This is a genomic window from Streptomyces sp. NPDC053665 (assembly GCF_055585285.1).
Window position 1 is genome coordinate 674,815 of record NZ_JBVJKK010000001.1, and the last position, 19,490, is coordinate 694,304.

Sequence of the window (19,490 nt, forward strand, 5' to 3'; positions counted from 1 at the left end):
CCGAGCCGGGGCGGACTTCGGCCCCGGCTCAACTCCCGCAGCACGGGCGGCCCGACCCGTCCCCTGCGCGGGTCAGGCCGCCGGTCGGTGGGTGGGTGGGCGGGACGCCGGGTGGGGGTGTTCAGGCCAGTTGTGCCTCCAAGGGTTCCGCCAGGCGTGGCAGGGCCGTGCGGTCGACGGCGCCGAGGCGGGTGTAGGCGCCGTACAGGTGGTTGCCGACGGTGCGGATCGACAGGGTCAGGCGTTCGGCGATCTGGCGGTTGCTCAGCCCCGCCGCGGCGAGGGTCACGATCTGCCGCTGCCGGGCGGTGAGTTCACCGAGGGCCAGTCCGGACAGCGCGGGTGTCCGGGCGTCCTGGCAGCGCCGGGCCAGGGCGACGGCCCGGGTCCGGGCGTGCCGGGCGGCGCGGGGATCGCGGTGCACCGCCACCGCTTGGGCGTACGCCTCGGCGGCGAACAGCGTGAAGCCCCGCTCGGCCAGTTCCTCCGCCGCCGCGTCCAGGGCGGGACCGTCGGCACGGGCGAGTGCGTCGGCGTGCCGGGCGAACACACCTCTCAGCCGGCGGCCGGCCGCCTCCCCGGGAGTGCCGAGCCGGACCGCGTCGTAGGGCTCACGGAGCATGGGGCGGGGGGACCCGAGCCCGGTGGCGCGGTCGAGTTCGTCCCGGCAGGCCACGTCCCCCGGGTCGGCCCGCAGCCCCTCCCCGGCCCAGGCGGCCGCGGTCCTCGGCTCCCCCCGCAGCCGGGCGAACCGGGCCCGTACGGCGGCGTACGCCCCCGGCACGGGCCCGGCCTCGGCGACCAGGAAGTCGCCCACGGGGGTGGGCATCGCCCTGACGTCGTCCCCGTCGATCCGGCGGGCCAGTGCGGACGCCTCGGCGTCGAGGGCGGCGGCGTACGCCTCAGGGCCGGGCGACAGCCTGCGCGCCCGCAGCCTGCCCGCCGCCGCCCGCAGGACGGGGCCGTGGAGGGGGTGGGTGAAGCGGACGCCGCCCCGCGGCCCGACCTCGATCACCCCGTCGGACTCGAGCGCTTCGAGGGCGGCGAGGTCGAGGCCGTCCACGGTGGGTTCCAGGGGCTCGGCGAAGGCGAGGCGGTCGAGGGTCTCGCGTTCGCGCGGGCAGTCGCGGCCGAGGACGGGGGCGGCGTACGCCCGGACGGCCGCGGTCAGCGGGACCGGCCCCCGCCACCCGCGCTCGCCGCTGTCCGGACCGGCGGCGAGCAAGGGCCCCACGGCGTGCAGCAGTTCGCGCAACAACCGCAGGTCGCCCCGGCCGAGCCGCAGCAGCCGCCCGGCGGTCAGCGGGTCGAGAGGGCCGGCGCCCGCCGTGAGGAGCCGGGCGGTCTCCTCCTCCGGCAGTGGCTCCAGCGCCAGCCGCGGCAGGAGTTCCCCGGTCCACAGCCGGGTGATCGCCCCCGGCGTCGCGGAGCCGTCCGGGGCGGCCACCAGCAGGCGGGCGCGGCCGTGCACGGCGAGCTGGTGGACGAGGGCGGCCGAGGCGTCGTCGAGCAGATGCGCGTCGTCGACGACCACGGTGCCCGCCCCGGACAGCAGGTGGACCGCGCGGGGCAGGGTGACCGCCTCGGGCAGCACATGGGCGAACGCGGCGAAGGGCATCGCCCGGCTCTCGGGCGTACCGGCCGCCCGTACGCAGCCGCCGCCACCACGGACCGCCTCGGCGAGCAGGCGGGTCTTCCCGCAGCCCGCCGGGCCCGTCACCACGATCCCGCGCCGGTCGCCGGTCAGCGACCGCCGCACCAGCTCCAGTTCGTCCTCCCGCGCGCTGAACGGCCAGGGCGGCACCGGCGTCGTCGTGTCCTTCTCATAGGTCGTCACATCCTCATGAGCGCGACTGCTCACGTTTGATACAGGGCGAGTTGAGCAGATCCCGACTCATGTGCCCGGCCGGAGCGGCGGGCAGGATGGGGCACCGTCGGCGTCGCCGGCGGGCTCCTCGGGGAGCGGGGCGACGGGGGACCCCACTGCCTCGGCGTCGCCCCGCCGGCGTCCGTCCGCACTCCGTCCGGGTTCCCGGCGGACGGCGGTGGCGTGTGTTCAGGGCACGACACCGCCGCGCGGGCACCCGAGCCATGGTCCGGCGCCGGGGGAACGGCCGGGTACGTCACCCATGGGGGTGAGTGGCGTACCCGGCCGCGCCGTGTCCGGGGCCCGGGGCGTCCGACTCGCAGGCTGCCCCGGGGCGGTGGACGATGGAGGCGGAGCTGCAGGGGGGCTCTCGGCGGGAGACCTCCGTGGTGGACACAGACGTGCTGATCGTGGGCGCCGGACCGGTCGGGCTGACCGCCGCCGGGGAACTGAGGCGGCAGGGCGTCACCTGCCGCCTCGTCGACCGGCTGCCGGCCCGGCTGCCGTACGCGAAGGCGGTGGGCGTGCAGCCGCGCACCCTGGAGATGTGGGACCGGATGGGCCTGGTGCGTGCCGTGCTGGAGGCCGCCGTGCCGATGCGGGGGCAGGTGACGTACTCCGACGGCGTGGAGCAGGACCGCCTCGAGCTGCGGCTTCCGCCCGAGGTTCCCTACGCCTTCGCGGCGCTGCCGCAGTACGAGACGGAACGGATCCTGGAGGAGCACCTGGCCCGCTTCGGCACGGGGATCGAGCGGGAAACGGAGCTGGTGGACTTCGCCCAGGACGCGGACGGGGTGGTCAGCCGCCTGGTCGGGGCGTCGGGCGAGGAGCAGGAGGTGCGGTCGCGGTTCCTGATCGGCTGCGACGGGGCGCACAGCACGGTCCGCAAGAAGCTGGGTCTCGCCTTCGAGGGGGACAGGTTCCCCGAGGAGTACATGCTCGCCGACGTGGAGGTCGACTGGAGCCTGCCGCAGGGCTACAGCGTGCGGGCCTCCCACCACGACCCCGAGGGCCGCATCGACGACCTGCTGGTCTGCATCCCGCTGCCCGGGGACCGCCGCTACCGCATGTCGATGCTGGTGCCGCCGGAGCTGTCCGCCGCCCCCGAGGGCGGGCCGGACGCGGTGGCGCACGGGCTGGAGAGCGGACGCGCGCCGGGACTCGGGCACGTCCAGGCGGTGCTCGACCGGATGTCGCCCGAGCCCACGACGGTGTCGGCGCTGCGCTGGTCGTCGGTCTTCCGCATCAGCCACCGCCTGGTCGACCGGTACGCCGTCGGCCGGGTCCTCGTCGCCGGGGACGCCGCACACATCCACCCCCCGACCGGGGCCCAGGGCATGAACACCGGCATCCAGGACGCCTGCAACCTGGCGTGGAAACTGGCCCTCGCGCTGGACGGCGGCGCCCCTTCGCCGCTGCTGGCCGGCTATCACGCCGAGCGCCACCCCGTCGGGGAGGAGGTGGTGGGGCGCACCGTGCGCAACGCGGCGCGGGACGGGGTCCGGGCCGCACCCGGCGACCTGACGACGGTCCTGCTGCGGGAGGCCCAGTTGCTCGTCGGCTACCCGGACAGTCCCCTGGTCGTGCCGGACGGGGCCGCCGCGGACGGTGCCGGGGTGCCCGGGCCGCTGCCCGGCGAGCGGGTTCCCGACTGCCGCGGCCTGACCGCGCGCCTGGCCGTGACACCGCTGCGCCTGTACGACCTGCTGCGCGAGCGTGGGCACGTCCTCGTCCTCTACGCCGACCGTGCCGAGGCGCTCCGCGGGTGCGGCGAGGCGGCCGCCGGGGTCCACCGGCTGACCGGCGGCAGGGTGCCGGCGTTCGTCGTCGCCGGGCGCGGCGTGGACGGCCCGGAGGTGGCCCGGGGGCAGCTGAACGGACACGGGACCGGGGACGGGGAGGGCGGGGATGGGCGGGCGCTGCCGGTCTTCCGGGACGACGACGGCGACTTCGCCCGGCAGTACGGCGGGGACGCCGCGGCCTTCCTGGTGCGCCCGGACGGCTACCTCGCCGCCCGGCAGTCCCCGCCCGCCGCACCGGGCGCTGGATCGGCTCTGGCGGACGCGGTGGAGCGGGTCTTCGGCAAACGGGCCGGCTGAGGGCCGGGGCGAGGCCCGGGTGAGGCGCCGAACGGCGCCGGGTCGGGCCGCGAACGCGCCGGAGGCCGGCCCGGATCGCTCCGGCCGACCTCCGACCTGCTGCCTTGTTCGTCGGGACGACAGGATTTGAACCTGCGACCCCTTGACCCCCAGTCAAGTGCGCTACCAAGCTGCGCCACGTCCCGATGCGCACCACCCGGACGAACGGGTGATCGCGCTGGTCAACCCTACCGCATACGGAGCGGGGCCCCGGTGTCGCGGCGGAGGGGGGCGGGCGGAGGGAGCGGGTCGGGGGCGGGCATGTGGGCGCCGGAACCGAAGAGTTCGTCCCGGGGGGCGGGCCCGCGGCCGATACGGGCCCCGGTCCAGCCCGCCAGGCCGGCCGTGGAGACCACGACGGCGAGGACGGCCCACCAGGGCAGGCCCGTCTTGGTCGCGTGCCCGGCACAGGCCGCGACGGCCAGGAGTGCCGTGACGGCGCCCCCCGCCGGCCCGGCGCGCCGGGCGGACCGGTGCCGTGTCTCGTCCACGTCCTGCTCCCCCGTTCTCCCGTGCGTGTGCGCCCTCTTCGACGGGCGCGGTCACACCCGGACCGCATCCGCACCGCAGGGGCATATGCCGCAAACAATACGCCAAACGGCGGGAACTCCCGACCAGCGCATAGGGGTTGAGACGGACATCGCGCCCGGCCCTTCGGGGCCGGACGGGACGGAGTGTCCGCCCCGCGCCGCGGACACCCCACACTCTGTCCAGGCCGCCGCCCGCCCGGCCGCGGCTAGGGTCGCCGCATGACGCACAGCTTCGCACTGCACATCCCCGGCGCCGAGCTCGTCCCCGAGCCCCTCGCGCCCGAGCAGATCCTGTCCGGGGACCCCGAGGTGACCGGGAAGGTGGTCTGGGAGTCGGAGGACGGCCGGCAGGTGCGGGGCATCTGGCAGATCACGCCCGGCGTGGTCACCGACACCGAGGCCGACGAACTGTTCGTCGTGGTCAGCGGGTCGGCGACGATCGAGGTGGAGGGCGGGCCCACGCTCACGGTCGGCCCCGGCGACATGGCCGTGCTGCGCGAGGGCGACCGTACGACGTGGACGGTGCACGAGACCCTGCGCAAGGCGTACGCGATCAACCTGTGAGCGGGCGGGACGCCGTCAGCGCGCGGGCGGTGCGGCCGTCGTCCCCCTGATCTCCAGGGCGGGCGCGACGAGTTGCTCGCGGCCGGGGGCCGCGGGGTCGTCGAAGCGGTCCAGCAGGCAGCGGGCCGCGCGGCGGCCGACCTCGTGGCCGGCGTGGTCGACCGTGGTCAGCCACACGTGCCGCAGCCGGGCGATGCTGGTGTTGTCGTAGCCCACCACGGACAGGTCGCGCGGGACGCGGAGCCCCAGCTCCTCGGCCGCCGAGAGCACACCGACGGCGGTGATGTCGTTGACGGCAAGGACGGCCGTCGGCCGGTCGGGGCGGCTGAGCAGCCGGACGGTGGCGCGGTAGCCGCCCTCCTCGGTCATGTCGCCCGGTTCCGCCACCGCCAGGTCCGCGAGGCCGTGCCGGCGCATGGTCGCCGCGAAGCTCCGGCTGCGCAGCCCGCCCACCGCGCCGTACCCGGCGATGTGCGCGATACGGCGGTGGCCGAGGCCGATCAGGTGCTCGGTGGCCAGCCGGGCGCCCTGCTCGTCGTCGCCCGCCACGACGTCGGCGCCCGGCGGCGCGGGCTCGCGGGAGCCGGCCAGGACGACCGGGATGCGCCCGGCCACCTCCTCGAGCGCCGCCGGGTCGGGCAGGGTCCCGACCACGACCAGTCCGTCGACCCGCAGGTCCAGCAGCGGGTCGGCCGGGTCCTGGCCGGCACGGCGGTTGAGACGGGCGTCGGCGAGCAGCATGCGCAGGCCGTTCGCGTGCAGCAGGGGGTTCAGGCCGTCCAGGAGGTCGACGAACCAGGGGTTGCGCAGGTCGTTCAGCAGGACGCCGATCGTGCGGGTGCGCTGTTCGCTCAGGCTGCGGGCGGCCGCGTTGGGCCGGTAGCCCAGCTCGCGGGCGGCCCGCAGGACAGCTTCCCGCTTCTCGGGGCGGACCTGGTCGGAGCCGCGCAGCGCGAGGGAGACCAGCGACTTGGAGACACCGGCCCGCTCGGCGACGTCCCGGATGGTCGGCGGTCTCGTCATGCTGTGGACCGTTCCATGCGGGCCGTGCGCTTGTCAAAGGGTTGACAGGCTGCTCAGGGCCCGCTCAGGGTGGCGTGGACAGGTTCTGGAACGGTCCAAAGAGGGGCTCTCATGGTGGACACGCTCGGCGTCGCCGTCATCGGATTCGGCTGGATGGGGCGGGTGCACACCCAGGCGTACGCGCGGGTGCGCCACCACTATCCGCAGCTGCCCCTCGCCCCCGAGCTGGTGACCGTCGCCGAGGAGGTGCCCGGCCGGGCGGAGGAGGCGGCGGCGCAGTTCGGCTTCGCCTCGACGACCCGTGACTGGCGTGAGGTGGCCGCCGACCCGCGGGTGCGGGCGGTGAGCATCACCGCGCCGAACTTCCTGCACCGCGAGATCGGCGTCGCCATGGCCGAGGCGGGCAAGCACATCTGGATCGAGAAGCCGGTGGGCCTGACCGCCGCGGACGCCCGCGCGGTGGCGGACGCGGTCGCCGCGGCGGGTGTGCAGGGCGCGGTGGGCTTCAACTACCGCAACGCGCCCGCCGTCGAGGCGGCGCGCGAGCTGATCGCCTCCGGGGAACTGGGCACGGTCACGCATGTCCGCGTGCGGCTGTTCAGCGACTACGCCGCCCACCCCGAGGGGGCGCTGACCTGGCGCTACGAGCGGCAGCGCGGGGGCAGCGGCGTGCTGGGCGACCTGGCCTCGCACGGCGTCGACCTGGCGCGCTTCCTGCTCGGCGACATCGCGTCCCTCACCGCCGACACGGCGATCTTCCTGCCCGAGCGGGCCCGCCCCACCGGCGCGACGGCGGGCCACGGCCGGGCCGCGGGCGGGGAGCCGGGCCCGGTGGAGAACGAGGACTACGTCAGCTGCCTGCTGCGTTTCGCCTCCGGGGCGCGCGGCGTGCTGGAGGCCTGCCGGGTCTCGGTCGGCGAGCAGAACAACTACGGCTTCGAGGTGCACGGCACGAAGGGGGCGGTCTTCTGGGACTTCCGGCGCATGAACGAGCTGGGTGTCAGCCGCGGCACGACGTACCAGGACCAGTCCGTCACCACGGTGTACGCGGGCCCCGCGCACGGGGAGTTCGCCGCGTTCCAGCCCGGGGCGGCGAACGCCATGGGCTACGACGACCTGAAGGTCGTCGAGGCGTACCGCTTCCTGCGGTCGGTCGCCGAGGGCACTCCGTACGGGGCGACCCTGCGGGACGCCGTGCACAGTGCGGCCGCCCTGGACGCGATGGCCCGGTCGGCGGCCGGCGGTGAGTGGGTGGACGTGTCCGGGCCGCGGTGAGCGCCGCCGGAGGGTGCACTTCACCGCACCCGCGACCTCAGGTCGGGGTGTGGAGTCTGCGGCCCAGGTAGACCTTCACCGGCACCAGGAGCAGCCACACCCACATGATCCGGGGGCCGGCCACGAGGGCGAGCGGGGCCGTGGCGGTGAAGACCACCACCGACGTGGCGCTGTCGAGGAGGTAGAGCGGGGTGGCCGCCTCGGAGACGCGGCCGTGGCGCAGCCGGGGGCGCCTGGCCAGGACGGCGGCGACGGCCAGGTGGGCGGCGGCGAGCGCGGCGACCGCGCCGGAGTAGATCGCCACCGACACGGGCTGGGCCCCGTACTCGGCGAGCAGTCTGGTCGGGAACGGGACCAGGGCCGCGACCCCGAGGCCGGCCATGGAGATGCCGATGACCTGCCCGTCGATCTCCCGGACGTCCTGGAAGATGCGGCGGTGGTCGCGCCAGAAGCTGCCCAGCACCGCGACGCTGAGCGCGTAGGCACCGATGTCGGGCAGCAGGTCGCGCAGGGCGGCGCGGTAGGCGGCCGGATCGAGGTCCCGGGGCACGGAGAGGTCCAGGACGAGCAGCGTGATGGCGATGGCGAACACGCCGTCGACCAGGGTCACCAGCCGCTCGGGGCCGCCCTCCGGGCGCGAGGTCCACATGGTGCCCGACGGTAGGGCGCGCACCCGGTGTTGAGCCGGACCCACGCCCGGGCCCGGCGGGCGGATCACACGGCCGCCTGCGCGGGCATGTTGTACGGCGTCACCACCTGGATCGCCGACGGCAGCGTGGGGCCCGCGGGCGGCAGGGCGCCGTGCGCGCGCATGACGGTGTGGCAGGCCTCGCGCACGTCCTGGCGCAGGTCGTGGTGGAGCACGGCGGACAGGCGGTGCTCGCGCAGCAGGCGGGTGTTGTCGTGGTCGAGGTCGTGCGCGACGAACACGGCGCACTCGCGGCCCAGGTCGTCGAAGGCCCGCAGCGTGGCGATGTTGCCGCCGCCGATGGAGTACACCGCGCGGATGTCCGGGTCGCGTTCCAGTGCGGCGCGCACCAGGTCGTACTGGGTGGCGTCCAGGCCCTGCCCCCCGGCGATCTCGACCAGCGCGCGTTCCGGGTGGCGGGCGCGCATGACGCTGCGGAAGCCCATCTCGCGCTCCTCCTCGTTGCGGAAGAACCCGCTGCTGAGACTGGTGAGGACGTTGCCGGGGCGCTCCCCCAGCCACTGGCCCGTCAGATAGGCGGCCGTGGCGCCCGCCGCCCGGTCGTCGATGCCGACGAAGGCGCGGCGGGCGCTGGCGGGCAGGTCGGTCACCAGCGTCACCACGGGGATTCCGGCGGCTTCGAGACGCCCGACCGCGGCGGTGACCTCGGGAACGTCCGGGGCCTTGAGGACGACGCCCTGCGAGCCGCGCCGGGCGATGCGGTCGAGAATCCGCACCAGGTCCGCCGCGCCGGTCTCGCGGAAGTGGAAGCGCGAGCGCAGCACCGCCGGGTGCAGGGACGGCAGTTCGGCCTCCAGTGCGGCACGCACCGCCGTCGTGAAGCGTTCCGGGGCCTGCATGACGATGTCGACCATGAACGTCCGGCCGACCAGCCGGACCTGGGTGCGCTGGCGGTCGAGGTCGGCGATGGCCTGGTGGACCTCCCGCGCGGTGCTCTCGCGCACGCCTCCCCTGCCGTTCAGGACCCGGTCGACGGTGGCCTCGCTCAGTCCCGCCTGACGTGCGATCTCCCGGATCGGGAAGGGGTGGCCCATGCGCCGGCTCCTTGAGGGGTTTTTGATGGCTCGCTGCTGGTTGTTCGAGGGGTTTGTACTGACAAGAATGGCAGGGCTGCGTCGCTCCGTGACCCCGAAGGGACGACGATGTCCTTCACTTCCGTCCACCACCGCGCCTGGCTGTCCGAACAGGACTGCGACCTCGACGCGTTCCGCGCCCTGGTCGAGCAGGCGACGGATCCCACCGACTACCCGCACGCCTCCACCGTGGAGCGCGACGTGCCCGTGTACGACTGCGCGCTGCTCGAGGGCGACCGCGTGGTGCAGGCCGAGCTGGTGCGGGCCCTCGCCGACGGCCCCGGCATCGTCGTCTTCCGCGGGGCGTTCCCCGATCCGGCGGTCGTGGACCGGGCCACCGCCGTCTTCGAGGCGCTGATCGCCGAGCAGCGCGCCTCGGGCGCCGCCGCCGGCGACCACTTCGCCGCGCCCGGCGCCAACGACCGCGTGTGGAACGCGCTGGAGAAGGCGGCCCTGCACGACGCGGAGGCGTTCGCCGACTACTACGCCAACGACGTCCTCGCCCTGGTGGCCACCGCCTGGCTGGGCCCCGGCTACCAGGTCACCTCCCAGCTGAACGTGGTCAACCCGGGCGGCGCCGCGCAGAGCGCCCACCGCGACTACCACCTGGGCTTCCTGACGGACGAGGCGGCCGCCGCCTACCCGGCGCACGTGCACCGCCTCTCCCCCGTGCTGACCCTCCAGGGCGCGGTCGCGCACTGCGACATGCCGGTGGAGTCCGGGCCGACGATGTACCTGCCGCACTCGCAGAAGTACGAGCCGGGCTACCTCGCCTGGCGGCGCCCGGAGTTCCGGGCCTACTTCGAGGCGCACCAGGTGCAGTTGCCGCTGGCCAAGGGCGACGCGGTGTTCTTCAACCCGGCCCTCTTCCACGCGGCCGGCACCAACCGCTCCACCGGGATCCGGCGCATGGCCAATCTGCTGCAGGTGTCGTCGGCGTTCGGGCGGGCCATGGAGACGGTGGACCGGGAGGCCGTCGTCGGCGCCGTGTACCCGGTGCTGCTCAGGCGCCAGGCCGAGGGCGCGGACCGGGCCTGGCTGGAGCACGTGATCGCGGCGAGCGCCGAGGGCTACCCCTTCCCCACCAACCTCGACCGCGACCCGCCGCTGGACGGACTGGCCCCGCCCTCGCAGGCGGACCTGGTACGGCGGGCGCTCGCCCAGCGGTGGGAACCGGACGTGCTCCGGGCGGAGCTGCGGGCCGCCGCGCGGCGGCGGGAGAGCTGAGGAACTCCATGGGACTTCTCGAGGACAAGGTCGTCCTGGTCAACGGCGGCAGCCAGGGGGTCGGCGCGGCCGTCGCGCGGGCCGCGGTGCGCGAGGGGGCAGCCGTCGTCGTCACGGGCCGGCGCACCGGGCCGGGCGAGGCGCTGGCCGCGGAACTGACCGCCGCGGGCGGCAGGGCCCGCTTCGTACGGGCCGACCTCGCCGACGCCGAGCAGGCCAGGGGCGCCGTCGCGCGGACCGTCGGCGCCCACGGGCGGATCGACTGCCTGGTCAACTCGGCCGGGCTGACGTCCCGGGGCACCCTGCTGGACACCACGCCGGACCTGTTCGACCAGCACATCGCGATCAATCTGAAGGCGCCGTTCTTCGCGATGCAGGCGGCGGTCGCCGACATGGTGGCGCGCGGGGCGCCCGGCACGGTCGTCAACATCATCACGTCGTCGGCCCACGGCGGCCAGCCGTTCCTCGCCCCGTACGTCGCCGCGAAGGCCGGCCTGATCGGCCTGACCCGCAACGCCGCGCACGCGCACCGCTGGGACCGCATCCGGATCAACGGGCTGAACATCGGCTGGACGGCGACCGAGGGCGAGGACGCCACGCAGCGGGCTTTCCACGGGGCCGGGGACGACTGGCGCGAGCAAGCCGCCGCGAGGCTGCCCATGGGCCGGCTGGGCCGGCCGGACGAGATCGCCGACTTCGTCGTCCTGCTGCTGTCCGACCGGTCCGGGGTGGTCACCGGGTCGGTGATCGACTGGGACCAGAACGTCCTCGGCGGACTCGACTGAGCACCACCCGCACGCCCCCCTCACCCTCTCCAGGAGCACCACCTCATGCGTATCGGAATCCTCGGCCTCGGCCGCATCGGCGCCTTCCACGCCGAGACCCTCTCCGGACTCGACGCCGTCGACTCCCTCGTGCTGACCGACCCGTTCGCGGACGCGGCCAAGGCCGCCGCGGAGCGGTTCGGGGCCGAGGTCGTGGACTCCCCGGAGGCCCTGCTGGCCGCCGGGGTGGACGGCGTCGTCGTCGCGGCCGCCACGGACGCCCACCCCGCGCTGATCCTGGCCGGGGTGGAGGCCGGCGTGCCGGTGTTCTGCGAGAAGCCCGTGGCCCGCACCATGAGCGAGGGCGTCGAGGTGCTCCGGGCCCTGCGGGGTGCGGACGTGCCGGTCCAGATCGGCTACAACCGCCGCTTCGACGCCGGGTTCGTCAACGCCCGCGCCGCCGTGCTGGGCGGTGAACTCGGCACGCTGCACACGGTCCGCTCGACCACGCTCGACCCGGCGCCCCCGCCGGCCGCCTACATCGCCGCGTCGGGCGGCATCTTCCGCGACTGCTCCGTGCACGACTTCGACATCATCCGCTGGGTGACCGGCCGCGAGGTGAGCGAGGTCTACGCGGTGGGCGGCAACCGCGGTGCGGACTACATCAAGGACGCCGGCGACGCCGACACCACGGGCGCGATCCTCACCCTGGACGACGGCACCCTCGCGGTCGTCTCCAACTCCCGTCACAACGCGCGGGGTTACGACGTCCGCATGGAAATCCACGGCTTCGCGGACTCCATCGCGGTCGGCCTGGAGGACAAGCTGCCGCTGCGCTCGGTCGAGCCGGGCGTGACGTTCCCGGCGGGCACCCCGCACGACTTCTTCATGGACCGCTTCACCGACGCCTACCGCGCCGAACTGACCGCATTCACCGAGGTCGTGGCCGGTGTGCGGCCCTCGCCCTGCACGATCGAGGACGCCCTGGAGGCGGGCTGGATCGCCGAGGCGTGCACGCTGTCGCTGCACGAGCACCGGCCGGTGACCATCGAGGAGGTGCGGCAGGCCTGAGCGGCCGCCGCGCGTGCGGCCCGCGCGTGAGCGCGCGCCAGGCCCGCAGGGGGGAGGGCCCGGTACCGGTACCGGGCCCTCCCCCCTGCGGGCGGCTCCTCAGGCGTACAGCGCGGGCCGGTCCACCAGTTCGACCGCCACCCGTCCGCCGTCGCGCAGCGCCCGTACGCCCGCCTCGCACACCGCCGCCGCGGCGTAGCCGTCCCAGACGCTCGGGCCCGTCACCTCGCCGCGCCGGGTGGCGTCGACCCAGGTCTGGATCTCGCGGTCGTAGGCGGTCTCGAAGCGTTCGGTCCAGTCCTGGGCGATGGTGCCGCCCCAGCGGCCGGCCATGTGGGTGACCAGGGCGTGCCCGTCGCCGATGCGGGCGGTGCCGCGTTCGCAGACCAGCTCGGCCTGGACCTGGTAGCCGAAGCCGCAGTTGACGAAGATCTCGACGTCGCTGAGGGCGCCGCCGTCGGTCTCGAAGACGACGAACTGGGGATCCTGCAGGCCGTCCGGGGCGCCGGCCGAGGGGGTGGGGCGCAGCACGGTGACGGCGGTGATCTCGTGGCCCAGCAGCCAGCGGGTCGCGTCGGCCTCGTGGGCGACGGAGTCGGTGACCAGCATGGAGCTGGTGAAGGAGGGCGCGCTGGCGACGTTGCGGTGCCGGTTGTGCAGCATCAGCGCGCGGCCCAGCTGTCCCGTCGCGAGCAGGGTCTTCAGCCTGGCGTACTCGGGGTCGTAGCGGCGCATGAAGCCGACCTGGACCCGGCGGTGGCCGAGGCGCTGTTCGGCTTCCAGGACGCGCAGGGCGGAGGCCGCGTCGGGGGTGAGGGGCTTCTCGCACAGCACGGGCAGGTCGCGTGCGAACGCCGCGAGCAGCGCGGCCTCGTGGGACGGGCCCGGGGAGGCGATCAGGACGGCGTCGACGCCGTCCGCCTCCATCGCGGCCACCGGGTCGGTGTGGACGGTGCAGCCGCCGACGCGGGCGGCGACGGCCTTCGCCCGCTCCGCGTCGACGTCCGCGACGGCGGCCACCCGTGCTCCGCTGGTGACCTCGTGGATGCGGCGGGCGTGGTCGGCGCCCATCCGTCCGGTTCCGATGACCGCGACTCCGAGAGGGGCACGCTCGGTCATGGCCGTCCTTTCGGGTCGTCAGGCGCCGCAGGACCTGAGGAACGCGCGGGTCCGCACGGCGATCGGCAGCGGCTTGTCCGGCTCGCAGGGGTACATGTCCTGCTCGACGATGGCGAACAGGTCCACGCCGAGATTCTGCGCCGCGGTGAGGACCGGACCCAGCTCCGGCACACCGGCGGGCGGTTCGCACATCACACCGCGGGCGACGGCCGGCCCGAAGGGGACCTCGTTCTTCACGACGTCGGCGAGGATCTCCGGGTCGACCTGCTTCAGGTGCAGGTAGCCGATGCGCTCGCCGTAGGTCTCGATCAGCTTGACGCTGTCGCCGCCGCAGTAGGCGTAGTGCCCGGTGTCCAGGCAGAGGTTGACGTGCCGGGAGTCGGTGGAGTCGAGGAAGCGCTCGACGTGCTCCTCGGTGTCGATGTGGGTGTCGGCGTGCGGGTGCACCACGATGTCCAGGCCGTAGGTGTCCTTGACCTCCCGGCCGAGGCGCTCCATGCCGGTGGTGAGGTGGCGCCACTGCTCGGTCGTCAGCTCCGGCGGCTCCAGGATCTCGGCGGTCCTGTCGTCGCGCCAGAAGGACGGGATGACCACCAGGTGCCCGGCGTCCATGGCCTGGGTGAGCGCGGCGACCCGGCTGACCTGCTCCCAGGTGGAGTCCCACTCGGAGGGGCCGCGGTGCAGTCCGCAGAAGATCGTGCCGGCCGAGACGTTCAGGCCGCGGCGGGTCACCTCGTCGGTGAGCCGGGCCGGGTCGGTGGGCAGGTAGCCGTAGGGGCCCAGTTCGATCCAGGAGTAGCCGGCCTCGGCGACCTCGTCGAGGAAGCGTTCCCAGGGCACCTGCCGGGGGTCGTCGGGGAACCAGACGCCCCAGGAGTCGGGGGCGGAGCCGACCCGGATGCGGTCGAGCGCGTGGGTCATGTCAGGACTGTCCTTCCGACGACGCGGCTGCGGGAGAACCGATCTCCCCCTCCTCTGGGAGCCCTTGGACGTCGACGCCGCGGACCTGAGCCAACTCGTGCTTCAGGGAGGCCAGTTCGGCGCCGCCGGCCATGTGGTTGGTGAGCTCTTCGAGGCTGACCTCGCTGCGGTCCGCGGACATCTCCAGGGTGCCGAGGCGCAGCACGCTGAAGTGGTCGCCGACCATGTAGGCGTGGTGCGGGTTGTGGGTGATGAAGATGACGCCGAGGCCCTTCTCGCGGGCGGCGGCGATGTACTTCAGCACCACTCCGGACTGCTTGACGCCGAGGGCCGCGGTCGGCTCGTCCAGGATGAGGACGCGGGCGCCGAAGTAGACGGCGCGGGCGATGGCGACGCACTGGCGCTGGCCGCCGGAGAGCGTGCCGATGGGCTGCTCCAGGTCGTCCAGGACGATGCCCATGTTGCGCAGCTCCTCGTCCGCGGTCTTCTTCATCTTCTCGATGTCGAGGCGCCGCACGGGCCAGGGGCCCTTGGTCATCTCGGAGCCGAGGAAGAAGTTGCGCCACACCGGCATCAGCGGGACGACCGCGAGGTCCTGGTAGACGGTGGCGATGCCCCGGTCGAGGGCCTCGCGCGGGGTGGAGAAGCGCACGGGCTCGCCGTCGACGAGGAACTCGCCCTCGGTGTGCTGGTGCAGCCCCGAGATGATCTTGATGAGGGTGGACTTGCCGGCGCCGTTGTCGCCGAGGACGCAGGTCACCTTGCCGGGGTGGACGGCGAGGTCGACGCCGTGCAGGGCGCGGACGTTGCCGTAGGACTTGCCCGCGTCGCGCAGTTCGACGAGGGGGCGGTCTCCGGCCGTCGGCTCGTCCTTCAGGACGGCGCCGTGGGTGCCGGGTGTGTTGCTGGTCATCGCGGTCACCTCCGGGTCGCCGTGCGCTGGACCCACAGATTGATGAGGACGGCGCCGAGGAGCATGACGCCGAGGAAGGCCTTGAACCAGTCCGGGTTCCAGCCGGCGTAGACGATGCCCTGCTGCACCATGCCGAACATGAACGCGCCGAAGACCGGGCCGATCGCGGAGCCGTAGCCGCCGGTGAGCAGGCAGCCGCCGATGACGGCCGCGGCGATGTAGATGAGCTCCTGACCCACGCCCTCGCCGGACTGGACGGTGTTGAAGGAGAACAGCTGGTGCATGCCGACGAACCAGGCGCCGAAGCCGACCAGCATGAACAGGGAGATCTTGGTGAAGGTCACGGGCACGCCGACGGCCCGCGCGGAGTCCTTGTTGCCGCCGACGGCGAAGATCCAGTTGCCGTACCGGGTGCGCAGCAGCACCCAGGTGGCCAGGGCGGCGAAGACCAGCCACCACACCACCGTGATCTTGACGTTGACCCCGCCGACCTCGAAGCTCGAGGCGAAGATCTTCTGCGCCTGCGCGAAGCCGTCCATGTCGCTGATGTCGTCGGTGGCGACGTTGCCGGTGACCAGCTTGGTCACCGCGAGGTTGACGCCCTGGAGGATCAGGAAGGTGCCGAGGGTGACGAGGAAGCTGGGCAGGCCGGTCTTCACCAGCATCCAGCCGTTGAAGGCGCCGATCCCGAGGGACACCAGGAGGGCGACGACCACGCCGACCCAGACGTTCAGGGTGAGCTGGTAGCTGAGCATCGACGCGGTCAGCGCGGAGGTGACCACGGCGACGCCGGCGGACAGGTCGAACTCGCCGCCGATCATCAGCAGGGCCACGGGCAGCGCCATGATCCCGATGGTCGACGACTGGTACAGGATGTTCGCCATGGAGCTGCCGTCACGCACGGGCGGCGCGGCGAACAGGAAGAACACGAGGACGGCGACGGCGCCGAGGAAGACCCCGACCTCGGGGCGGGCGAGCAGCCGCAGGGCGAGCGGCCGCTGCCGCGTGCGCCCGTCGGACTGCCGGGGGCCGGGGGCCGGCGGTGTGTCCACCGCCGGCGTGGCCTGCTGGGTCATGCTCATCACCGGGTGCCCTTCGCGGCGAACTCCCCGATCCGGTCGACGTTGGACTTGTCGACGAAGGCCGGGCCGGTCAGCACGGGCTGCTCGCCGCCGCCGCTGTAGTTGCCGTTGTTCTTGTAGAGCCACAGGCCGTCGACGGCCAGATAGCCCTGGAGGTAGGGCTGCTGGTCGACGGCGAACTTGATGTCGTCGGCCTTGATGGCCTTGATCAGGTCCTTGTTCAGGTCGAACGTGGCGATCTCGGCCTTGCTGCCGGCGTCGCCGACGGACTGGACCGCGGTCAGGGCGAAGGGGGCGCCGAGGGTGACGACGTAGTCGATCGACGGGTCCTGCTTCAGCTTGGCGGTGATCGTCGACTTCACGGACGGCATGTCGGTGCCGTTGACGTTCTGGGTGTCGAGCTTGCCGTCGAAGGTCTTCTCCACGCCGTCGCAGCGCTGGGTCAGACCGACGTTGCCCTGCTCCTGCACCACGCACAGCGCGTGCTTGGCGCCGACCTCGTTGAGCTTCTTGCCGAAGGCCTCACCGGCGACGGACTCGTCCTGGCCGAAGAACTCCAGCAGGTCGAGGTCCTTCCAGTCGCTGAGGCCGCTGTTGAGGCCCACCACGGGTATGCCGGCCTTCCCGGCCTTGCCTATGACGCCCTTGAGCGCGTCCGGCTTGGCGAGGGTGACGGCGATCCCGTCGACCTTCTGGTCGATCGCGTTCTGGACCAGGTTGGCCTGGTTGCCCGCGTTCGGGTCGGCGGAGTAGACGAGCTTGATGTTGTCCTTGGCGGCCGCGGCCTCGGCGCCCTTGCGGACGGTGTCCCAGAAGGTGTCACCGGGTGCCTGGTGGGTGACCAGGGCGACGGTCATGCGGGGCGTGTTCGCCTTGCCGGCGGAGGCGTTCGCGCCGCCTTCCTCGGACTTCTTGCCCCCGGAACTGCTGGAGCAGCCGGCGAGGGTCAGGGCCGCCGCCGCGGCGACGGCGACGACGGGCGCGAGCCTGCGGGAGCGGGGGTGGGAAGAGCGGTCCATCTTTCCTGGCACCTCACTGTGCTGCTGCGGGGGAAAGGGAGGGATCACGAAGGGATCCGTGGTCCCGGAGCCTTACGGAGTCCGGATCATGATGCCGCACACCGACTGTTGCGATGGCACGGGATACAAGTCCCTGCCGCGCCCGCTGTCAATACTTTGTTAAGACATCATTTCACGAGCAGGTCCGAATGTAAGAACAAAGTATTGACAGCGCCGCCTTCCGCGACCTACACCTGGGAGGCGGCAGGTCCCGCGGAGCCCCGCCCCCACCGTGTCAGGGGCCCCTCGGGGCCGCATCCCCAGCTTCCGAGGAGGTCGCCCATGACCGGGCCAGCCCAGTATTTCGATGTCATCACGATGGGCCGCATCGGGGTCGACCTCTATCCCCTCCAGACGGGCGTGCCCCTGGCCGACGTGGAGACCTTCGGGAAGTTCCTGGGAGGTTCGGCGGCGAACGTGGCCGTGGCCGCCGCCCGCCTGGGCCGCCGCACCGCGCTGATCAGCCGTACCGGCGACGACCCCTTCGGCGCGTACCTGCACCAGGAGCTGACGGGCTTCGGCGTGGACGACCGCTGGGTCACCCCGGTCGCCGCGTACCCGACGCCCGTCACGTTCTGCGAGATCTTCCCGCCGGACGACTTCCCCCTGTACTTCTACCGCCGCCCCAAGGCGCCCGACCTGGAGATCCACACCGGCGAACTGGACTTCTTCGCGATCCGCGGGGCCCGGATCTTCTGGATCACCGGCACCGGCCTGAGCGAGGAGCCGAGCCGCTCGGCCACGCTCGCCGCGCTCAAGGCACGCGACCGGGCCGGCGTCACCGTCTTCGACCTCGACTGGCGTCCGATGTTCTGGCGCGACCCCGAGGAGGCACGCCCGCACTACCGCGAGGCCCTGCGCAACGCCACGGTCGCCGTCGGCAACCTCGACGAGTGCGAGATCGCCACCGGGGTGCGCGAACCGCACGCCTGCGCCGACGCCCTGCTGGAGGCGGGGGTGGAGCTGGCCGTGGTCAAGCAGGGGCCGAAGGGCGTGCTGGCCGTGCACCGCGACGGCAGCCGGGCCGAGGTGCCGCCGGTGCCGGTCGAGGTGGTCAACGGCCTGGGGGCGGGCGACGCCTTCGGCGGGGCCCTCTGCCACGGTCTGCTCGCCGGCTGGGACCTGGAGCGGACCATGCGCCACGCCAACGCCGCCGGCGCCCTCGTCGCCTCCCGCCTCGCCTGCTCCTCCGCGATGCCCACCGCGTCCGAGGTCGAGGACCTCCTCGCCGGCGTGCCGTCGCCGGGCACGAGCCACTGAAACGGAGCCTTCCTTGAACATCGGCATTCCCGAGCTGACCACGGTCCGGGCCCGCAACCCCGAGGCGGTCGCCGAGGCCGCGGCCCGCCGGACGCGGCGCCCGCTGCTCGGCGAGAGCGGCCGGCTGATGATCGTGGCCGCCGACCACCCGGCGCGCGGCGCGCTGGCGGTCGGCGACCGCCGCCTGGCCATGGCGCACCGCGCGGACCTGCTGGAGCGGCTGTGCACCGCGCTGTCGCGGCCCGGTGTCGACGGGGTGCTCGCCACCGCCGACATCCTGGACGACCTGCTCCTGCTCGGCGTGCTGGAGAACAAGGTCGTCATGGGCTCGATGAACCGCGGCGGCCTGGCCGGGGCCTCCTTCGAGATGGACGACCGCTTCACCGGCCACCGGGCCGAGGACATCGACCGCCTCCGCTTCGACGCGGGCAAGCTCCTGCTGCGCATCGACTACGACGACCCGGGCTCGCTGGCCACGCTGGAGTCCTCCGCCCGGGCGGTCGACGCCATGGCCGCCCGGCGGCTGCCGCTGTTCGTCGAGCCGTTCATCTCCCGCCGGGTCGACGGCAGGGTCCGCAACGACCTGTCCGCCGAGGCCGTCACCAGGTCGATCGCCATCGCCTCCGGCCTGGGCGGCACCTCCGCCTACACCTGGCTGAAGCTGCCCGTCACCGACGACCCGGACGACATGGGGGCGGTGCTGGAGGCCTCCACCCTGCCGGTGGTGCTGCTGGGGGGCGAGGTCGGCGGCGACCAGGAGGGCGCCTACGAACGCTGGCGCAAGGCCCTGCGGCTGCCGACCGTCCAGGGGATGGTCGTCGGACGGTCGCTGCTCTACCCGGCCGGGGGCAGTGTGGAGGAGGCGGTGGACACCGCCGTCGGCCTGCTGTGAGCCA

Annotated in this window: 18 protein-coding genes and 1 tRNA gene; 8 read left to right on the top strand and 11 right to left on the bottom strand. The window is 73.7% G+C overall.

Annotated features, from left to right (window positions below):
* Window positions 1-121: 121 nt before the first annotated feature.
* Window positions 122-1,837 (bottom strand): LuxR family transcriptional regulator AbsR2, encoded by a 1,716-nt coding sequence (locus tag ACZ6ZN_RS02865; protein WP_469642595.1) that lies wholly within the window; start codon window positions 1,835-1,837, stop codon window positions 122-124.
* 416 nt (window positions 1,838-2,253) lie between these two features.
* On the opposite strand from ACZ6ZN_RS02865, the gene ACZ6ZN_RS02870 reads away from it, so the two are divergent.
* Window positions 2,254-3,966, top strand: a complete 1,713-nt coding sequence (locus ACZ6ZN_RS02870) for an FAD-dependent monooxygenase (protein WP_469642597.1) — start codon at window positions 2,254-2,256, stop codon at window positions 3,964-3,966.
* Window positions 3,967-4,077: 111 nt separating this feature from the next.
* On the opposite strand, the gene ACZ6ZN_RS02875 is transcribed toward ACZ6ZN_RS02870, so the two are convergent.
* Window positions 4,078-4,151 (bottom strand) — tRNA-Pro (locus ACZ6ZN_RS02875).
* Window positions 4,152-4,193: 42 nt separating this feature from the next.
* Window positions 4,194-4,496, bottom strand: a complete 303-nt coding sequence (locus ACZ6ZN_RS02880) for a hypothetical protein (RefSeq protein ID WP_398107753.1) — start codon at window positions 4,494-4,496, stop codon at window positions 4,194-4,196.
* Between the two features lie 258 nt (window positions 4,497-4,754).
* Between ACZ6ZN_RS02880 and ACZ6ZN_RS02885 the strand changes: the two genes are divergently transcribed.
* Window positions 4,755-5,099, top strand: coding sequence for a cupin domain-containing protein (locus ACZ6ZN_RS02885; protein WP_469642599.1), 345 nt, complete (start codon window positions 4,755-4,757; stop codon window positions 5,097-5,099).
* 15 nt (window positions 5,100-5,114) lie between these two features.
* On the opposite strand, the gene ACZ6ZN_RS02890 is transcribed toward ACZ6ZN_RS02885, so the two are convergent.
* On the bottom strand, window positions 5,115-6,122 hold the full coding sequence (locus tag ACZ6ZN_RS02890) for a LacI family DNA-binding transcriptional regulator (protein WP_469642601.1): 1,008 nt from the start codon (window positions 6,120-6,122) through the stop codon (window positions 5,115-5,117).
* A 111-nt stretch (window positions 6,123-6,233) separates the two neighbouring features.
* On the opposite strand from ACZ6ZN_RS02890, the gene ACZ6ZN_RS02895 reads away from it, so the two are divergent.
* On the top strand, window positions 6,234-7,397 hold the full coding sequence (locus tag ACZ6ZN_RS02895; RefSeq protein WP_398107756.1) for a Gfo/Idh/MocA family protein: 1,164 nt from the start codon (window positions 6,234-6,236) through the stop codon (window positions 7,395-7,397).
* Window positions 7,398-7,434: 37 nt separating this feature from the next.
* Here the strand turns inward: ACZ6ZN_RS02895 and ACZ6ZN_RS02900 are convergent, their stop codons facing one another.
* Both ACZ6ZN_RS02900 and ACZ6ZN_RS02905 read right to left on the bottom strand, forming a co-directional pair.
* A complete protein-coding gene (locus ACZ6ZN_RS02900; RefSeq protein ID WP_469642604.1) occupies window positions 7,435-8,046 on the bottom strand; it encodes a TMEM175 family protein in 612 nt (203 codons plus the stop codon).
* A gap of 65 nt (window positions 8,047-8,111) precedes the next feature.
* A complete protein-coding gene (locus ACZ6ZN_RS02905; protein ID WP_398107758.1) occupies window positions 8,112-9,140 on the bottom strand; it encodes a LacI family DNA-binding transcriptional regulator in 1,029 nt (342 codons plus the stop codon).
* Between the two features lie 108 nt (window positions 9,141-9,248).
* Between ACZ6ZN_RS02905 and ACZ6ZN_RS02910 the strand changes: the two genes are divergently transcribed.
* Genes ACZ6ZN_RS02910 through ACZ6ZN_RS02920 form a run of 3 tightly spaced genes read left to right on the top strand, consistent with a single transcriptional unit; the run spans window position 9,249 to window position 12,241 of the window.
* Complete coding sequence (locus ACZ6ZN_RS02910) at window positions 9,249-10,406, top strand: phytanoyl-CoA dioxygenase family protein (protein WP_469642606.1); 1,158 nt, start codon at window positions 9,249-9,251, stop codon at window positions 10,404-10,406.
* 8 nt (window positions 10,407-10,414) lie between these two features.
* On the top strand, window positions 10,415-11,191 hold the full coding sequence (locus ACZ6ZN_RS02915) for an SDR family oxidoreductase (RefSeq protein WP_469642608.1): 777 nt from the start codon (window positions 10,415-10,417) through the stop codon (window positions 11,189-11,191).
* 45 nt (window positions 11,192-11,236) lie between these two features.
* Window positions 11,237-12,241 (top strand): Gfo/Idh/MocA family protein, encoded by a 1,005-nt coding sequence (locus tag ACZ6ZN_RS02920; protein WP_469642610.1) that lies wholly within the window; start codon window positions 11,237-11,239, stop codon window positions 12,239-12,241.
* Between the two features lie 99 nt (window positions 12,242-12,340).
* On the opposite strand, the gene ACZ6ZN_RS02925 is transcribed toward ACZ6ZN_RS02920, so the two are convergent.
* From ACZ6ZN_RS02925 to ACZ6ZN_RS02945, 5 genes are read right to left on the bottom strand one after another with little or no spacing between them, the layout of a single operon-like run.
* Window positions 12,341-13,360: a Gfo/Idh/MocA family protein gene (locus ACZ6ZN_RS02925; RefSeq protein ID WP_469642611.1), complete on the bottom strand. Its 1,020-nt coding sequence runs from the start codon at window positions 13,358-13,360 to the stop codon at window positions 12,341-12,343.
* 18 nt (window positions 13,361-13,378) lie between these two features.
* Window positions 13,379-14,281 (bottom strand): sugar phosphate isomerase/epimerase family protein, encoded by a 903-nt coding sequence (locus ACZ6ZN_RS02930; RefSeq protein WP_469642613.1) that lies wholly within the window; start codon window positions 14,279-14,281, stop codon window positions 13,379-13,381.
* A 1-nt stretch (window position 14,282) separates the two neighbouring features.
* Window positions 14,283-15,194 (bottom strand): ATP-binding cassette domain-containing protein, encoded by a 912-nt coding sequence (locus ACZ6ZN_RS02935; protein ID WP_469642615.1) that lies wholly within the window; start codon window positions 15,192-15,194, stop codon window positions 14,283-14,285.
* 5 nt (window positions 15,195-15,199) lie between these two features.
* Complete coding sequence (locus ACZ6ZN_RS02940; protein ID WP_398107765.1) at window positions 15,200-16,276, bottom strand: ABC transporter permease; 1,077 nt, start codon at window positions 16,274-16,276, stop codon at window positions 15,200-15,202.
* Window positions 16,276-17,295: a sugar ABC transporter substrate-binding protein gene (locus ACZ6ZN_RS02945; RefSeq protein ID WP_469642617.1), complete on the bottom strand. Its 1,020-nt coding sequence runs from the start codon at window positions 17,293-17,295 to the stop codon at window positions 16,276-16,278. The genes ACZ6ZN_RS02940 and ACZ6ZN_RS02945 overlap by 1 nt, the downstream gene beginning before the upstream one ends.
* A gap of 321 nt (window positions 17,296-17,616) precedes the next feature.
* Between ACZ6ZN_RS02945 and iolC the strand changes: the two genes are divergently transcribed.
* Entirely contained in the window at window positions 17,617-18,594 is a 978-nt protein-coding gene (gene iolC, locus ACZ6ZN_RS02950) for a 5-dehydro-2-deoxygluconokinase (RefSeq protein WP_398107767.1), read from the top strand.
* A gap of 13 nt (window positions 18,595-18,607) precedes the next feature.
* A complete protein-coding gene (locus ACZ6ZN_RS02955; RefSeq protein ID WP_398107768.1) occupies window positions 18,608-19,486 on the top strand; it encodes a Cgl0159 family (beta/alpha)8-fold protein in 879 nt (292 codons plus the stop codon).
* Window positions 19,487-19,490 lie beyond the last annotated feature (4 nt).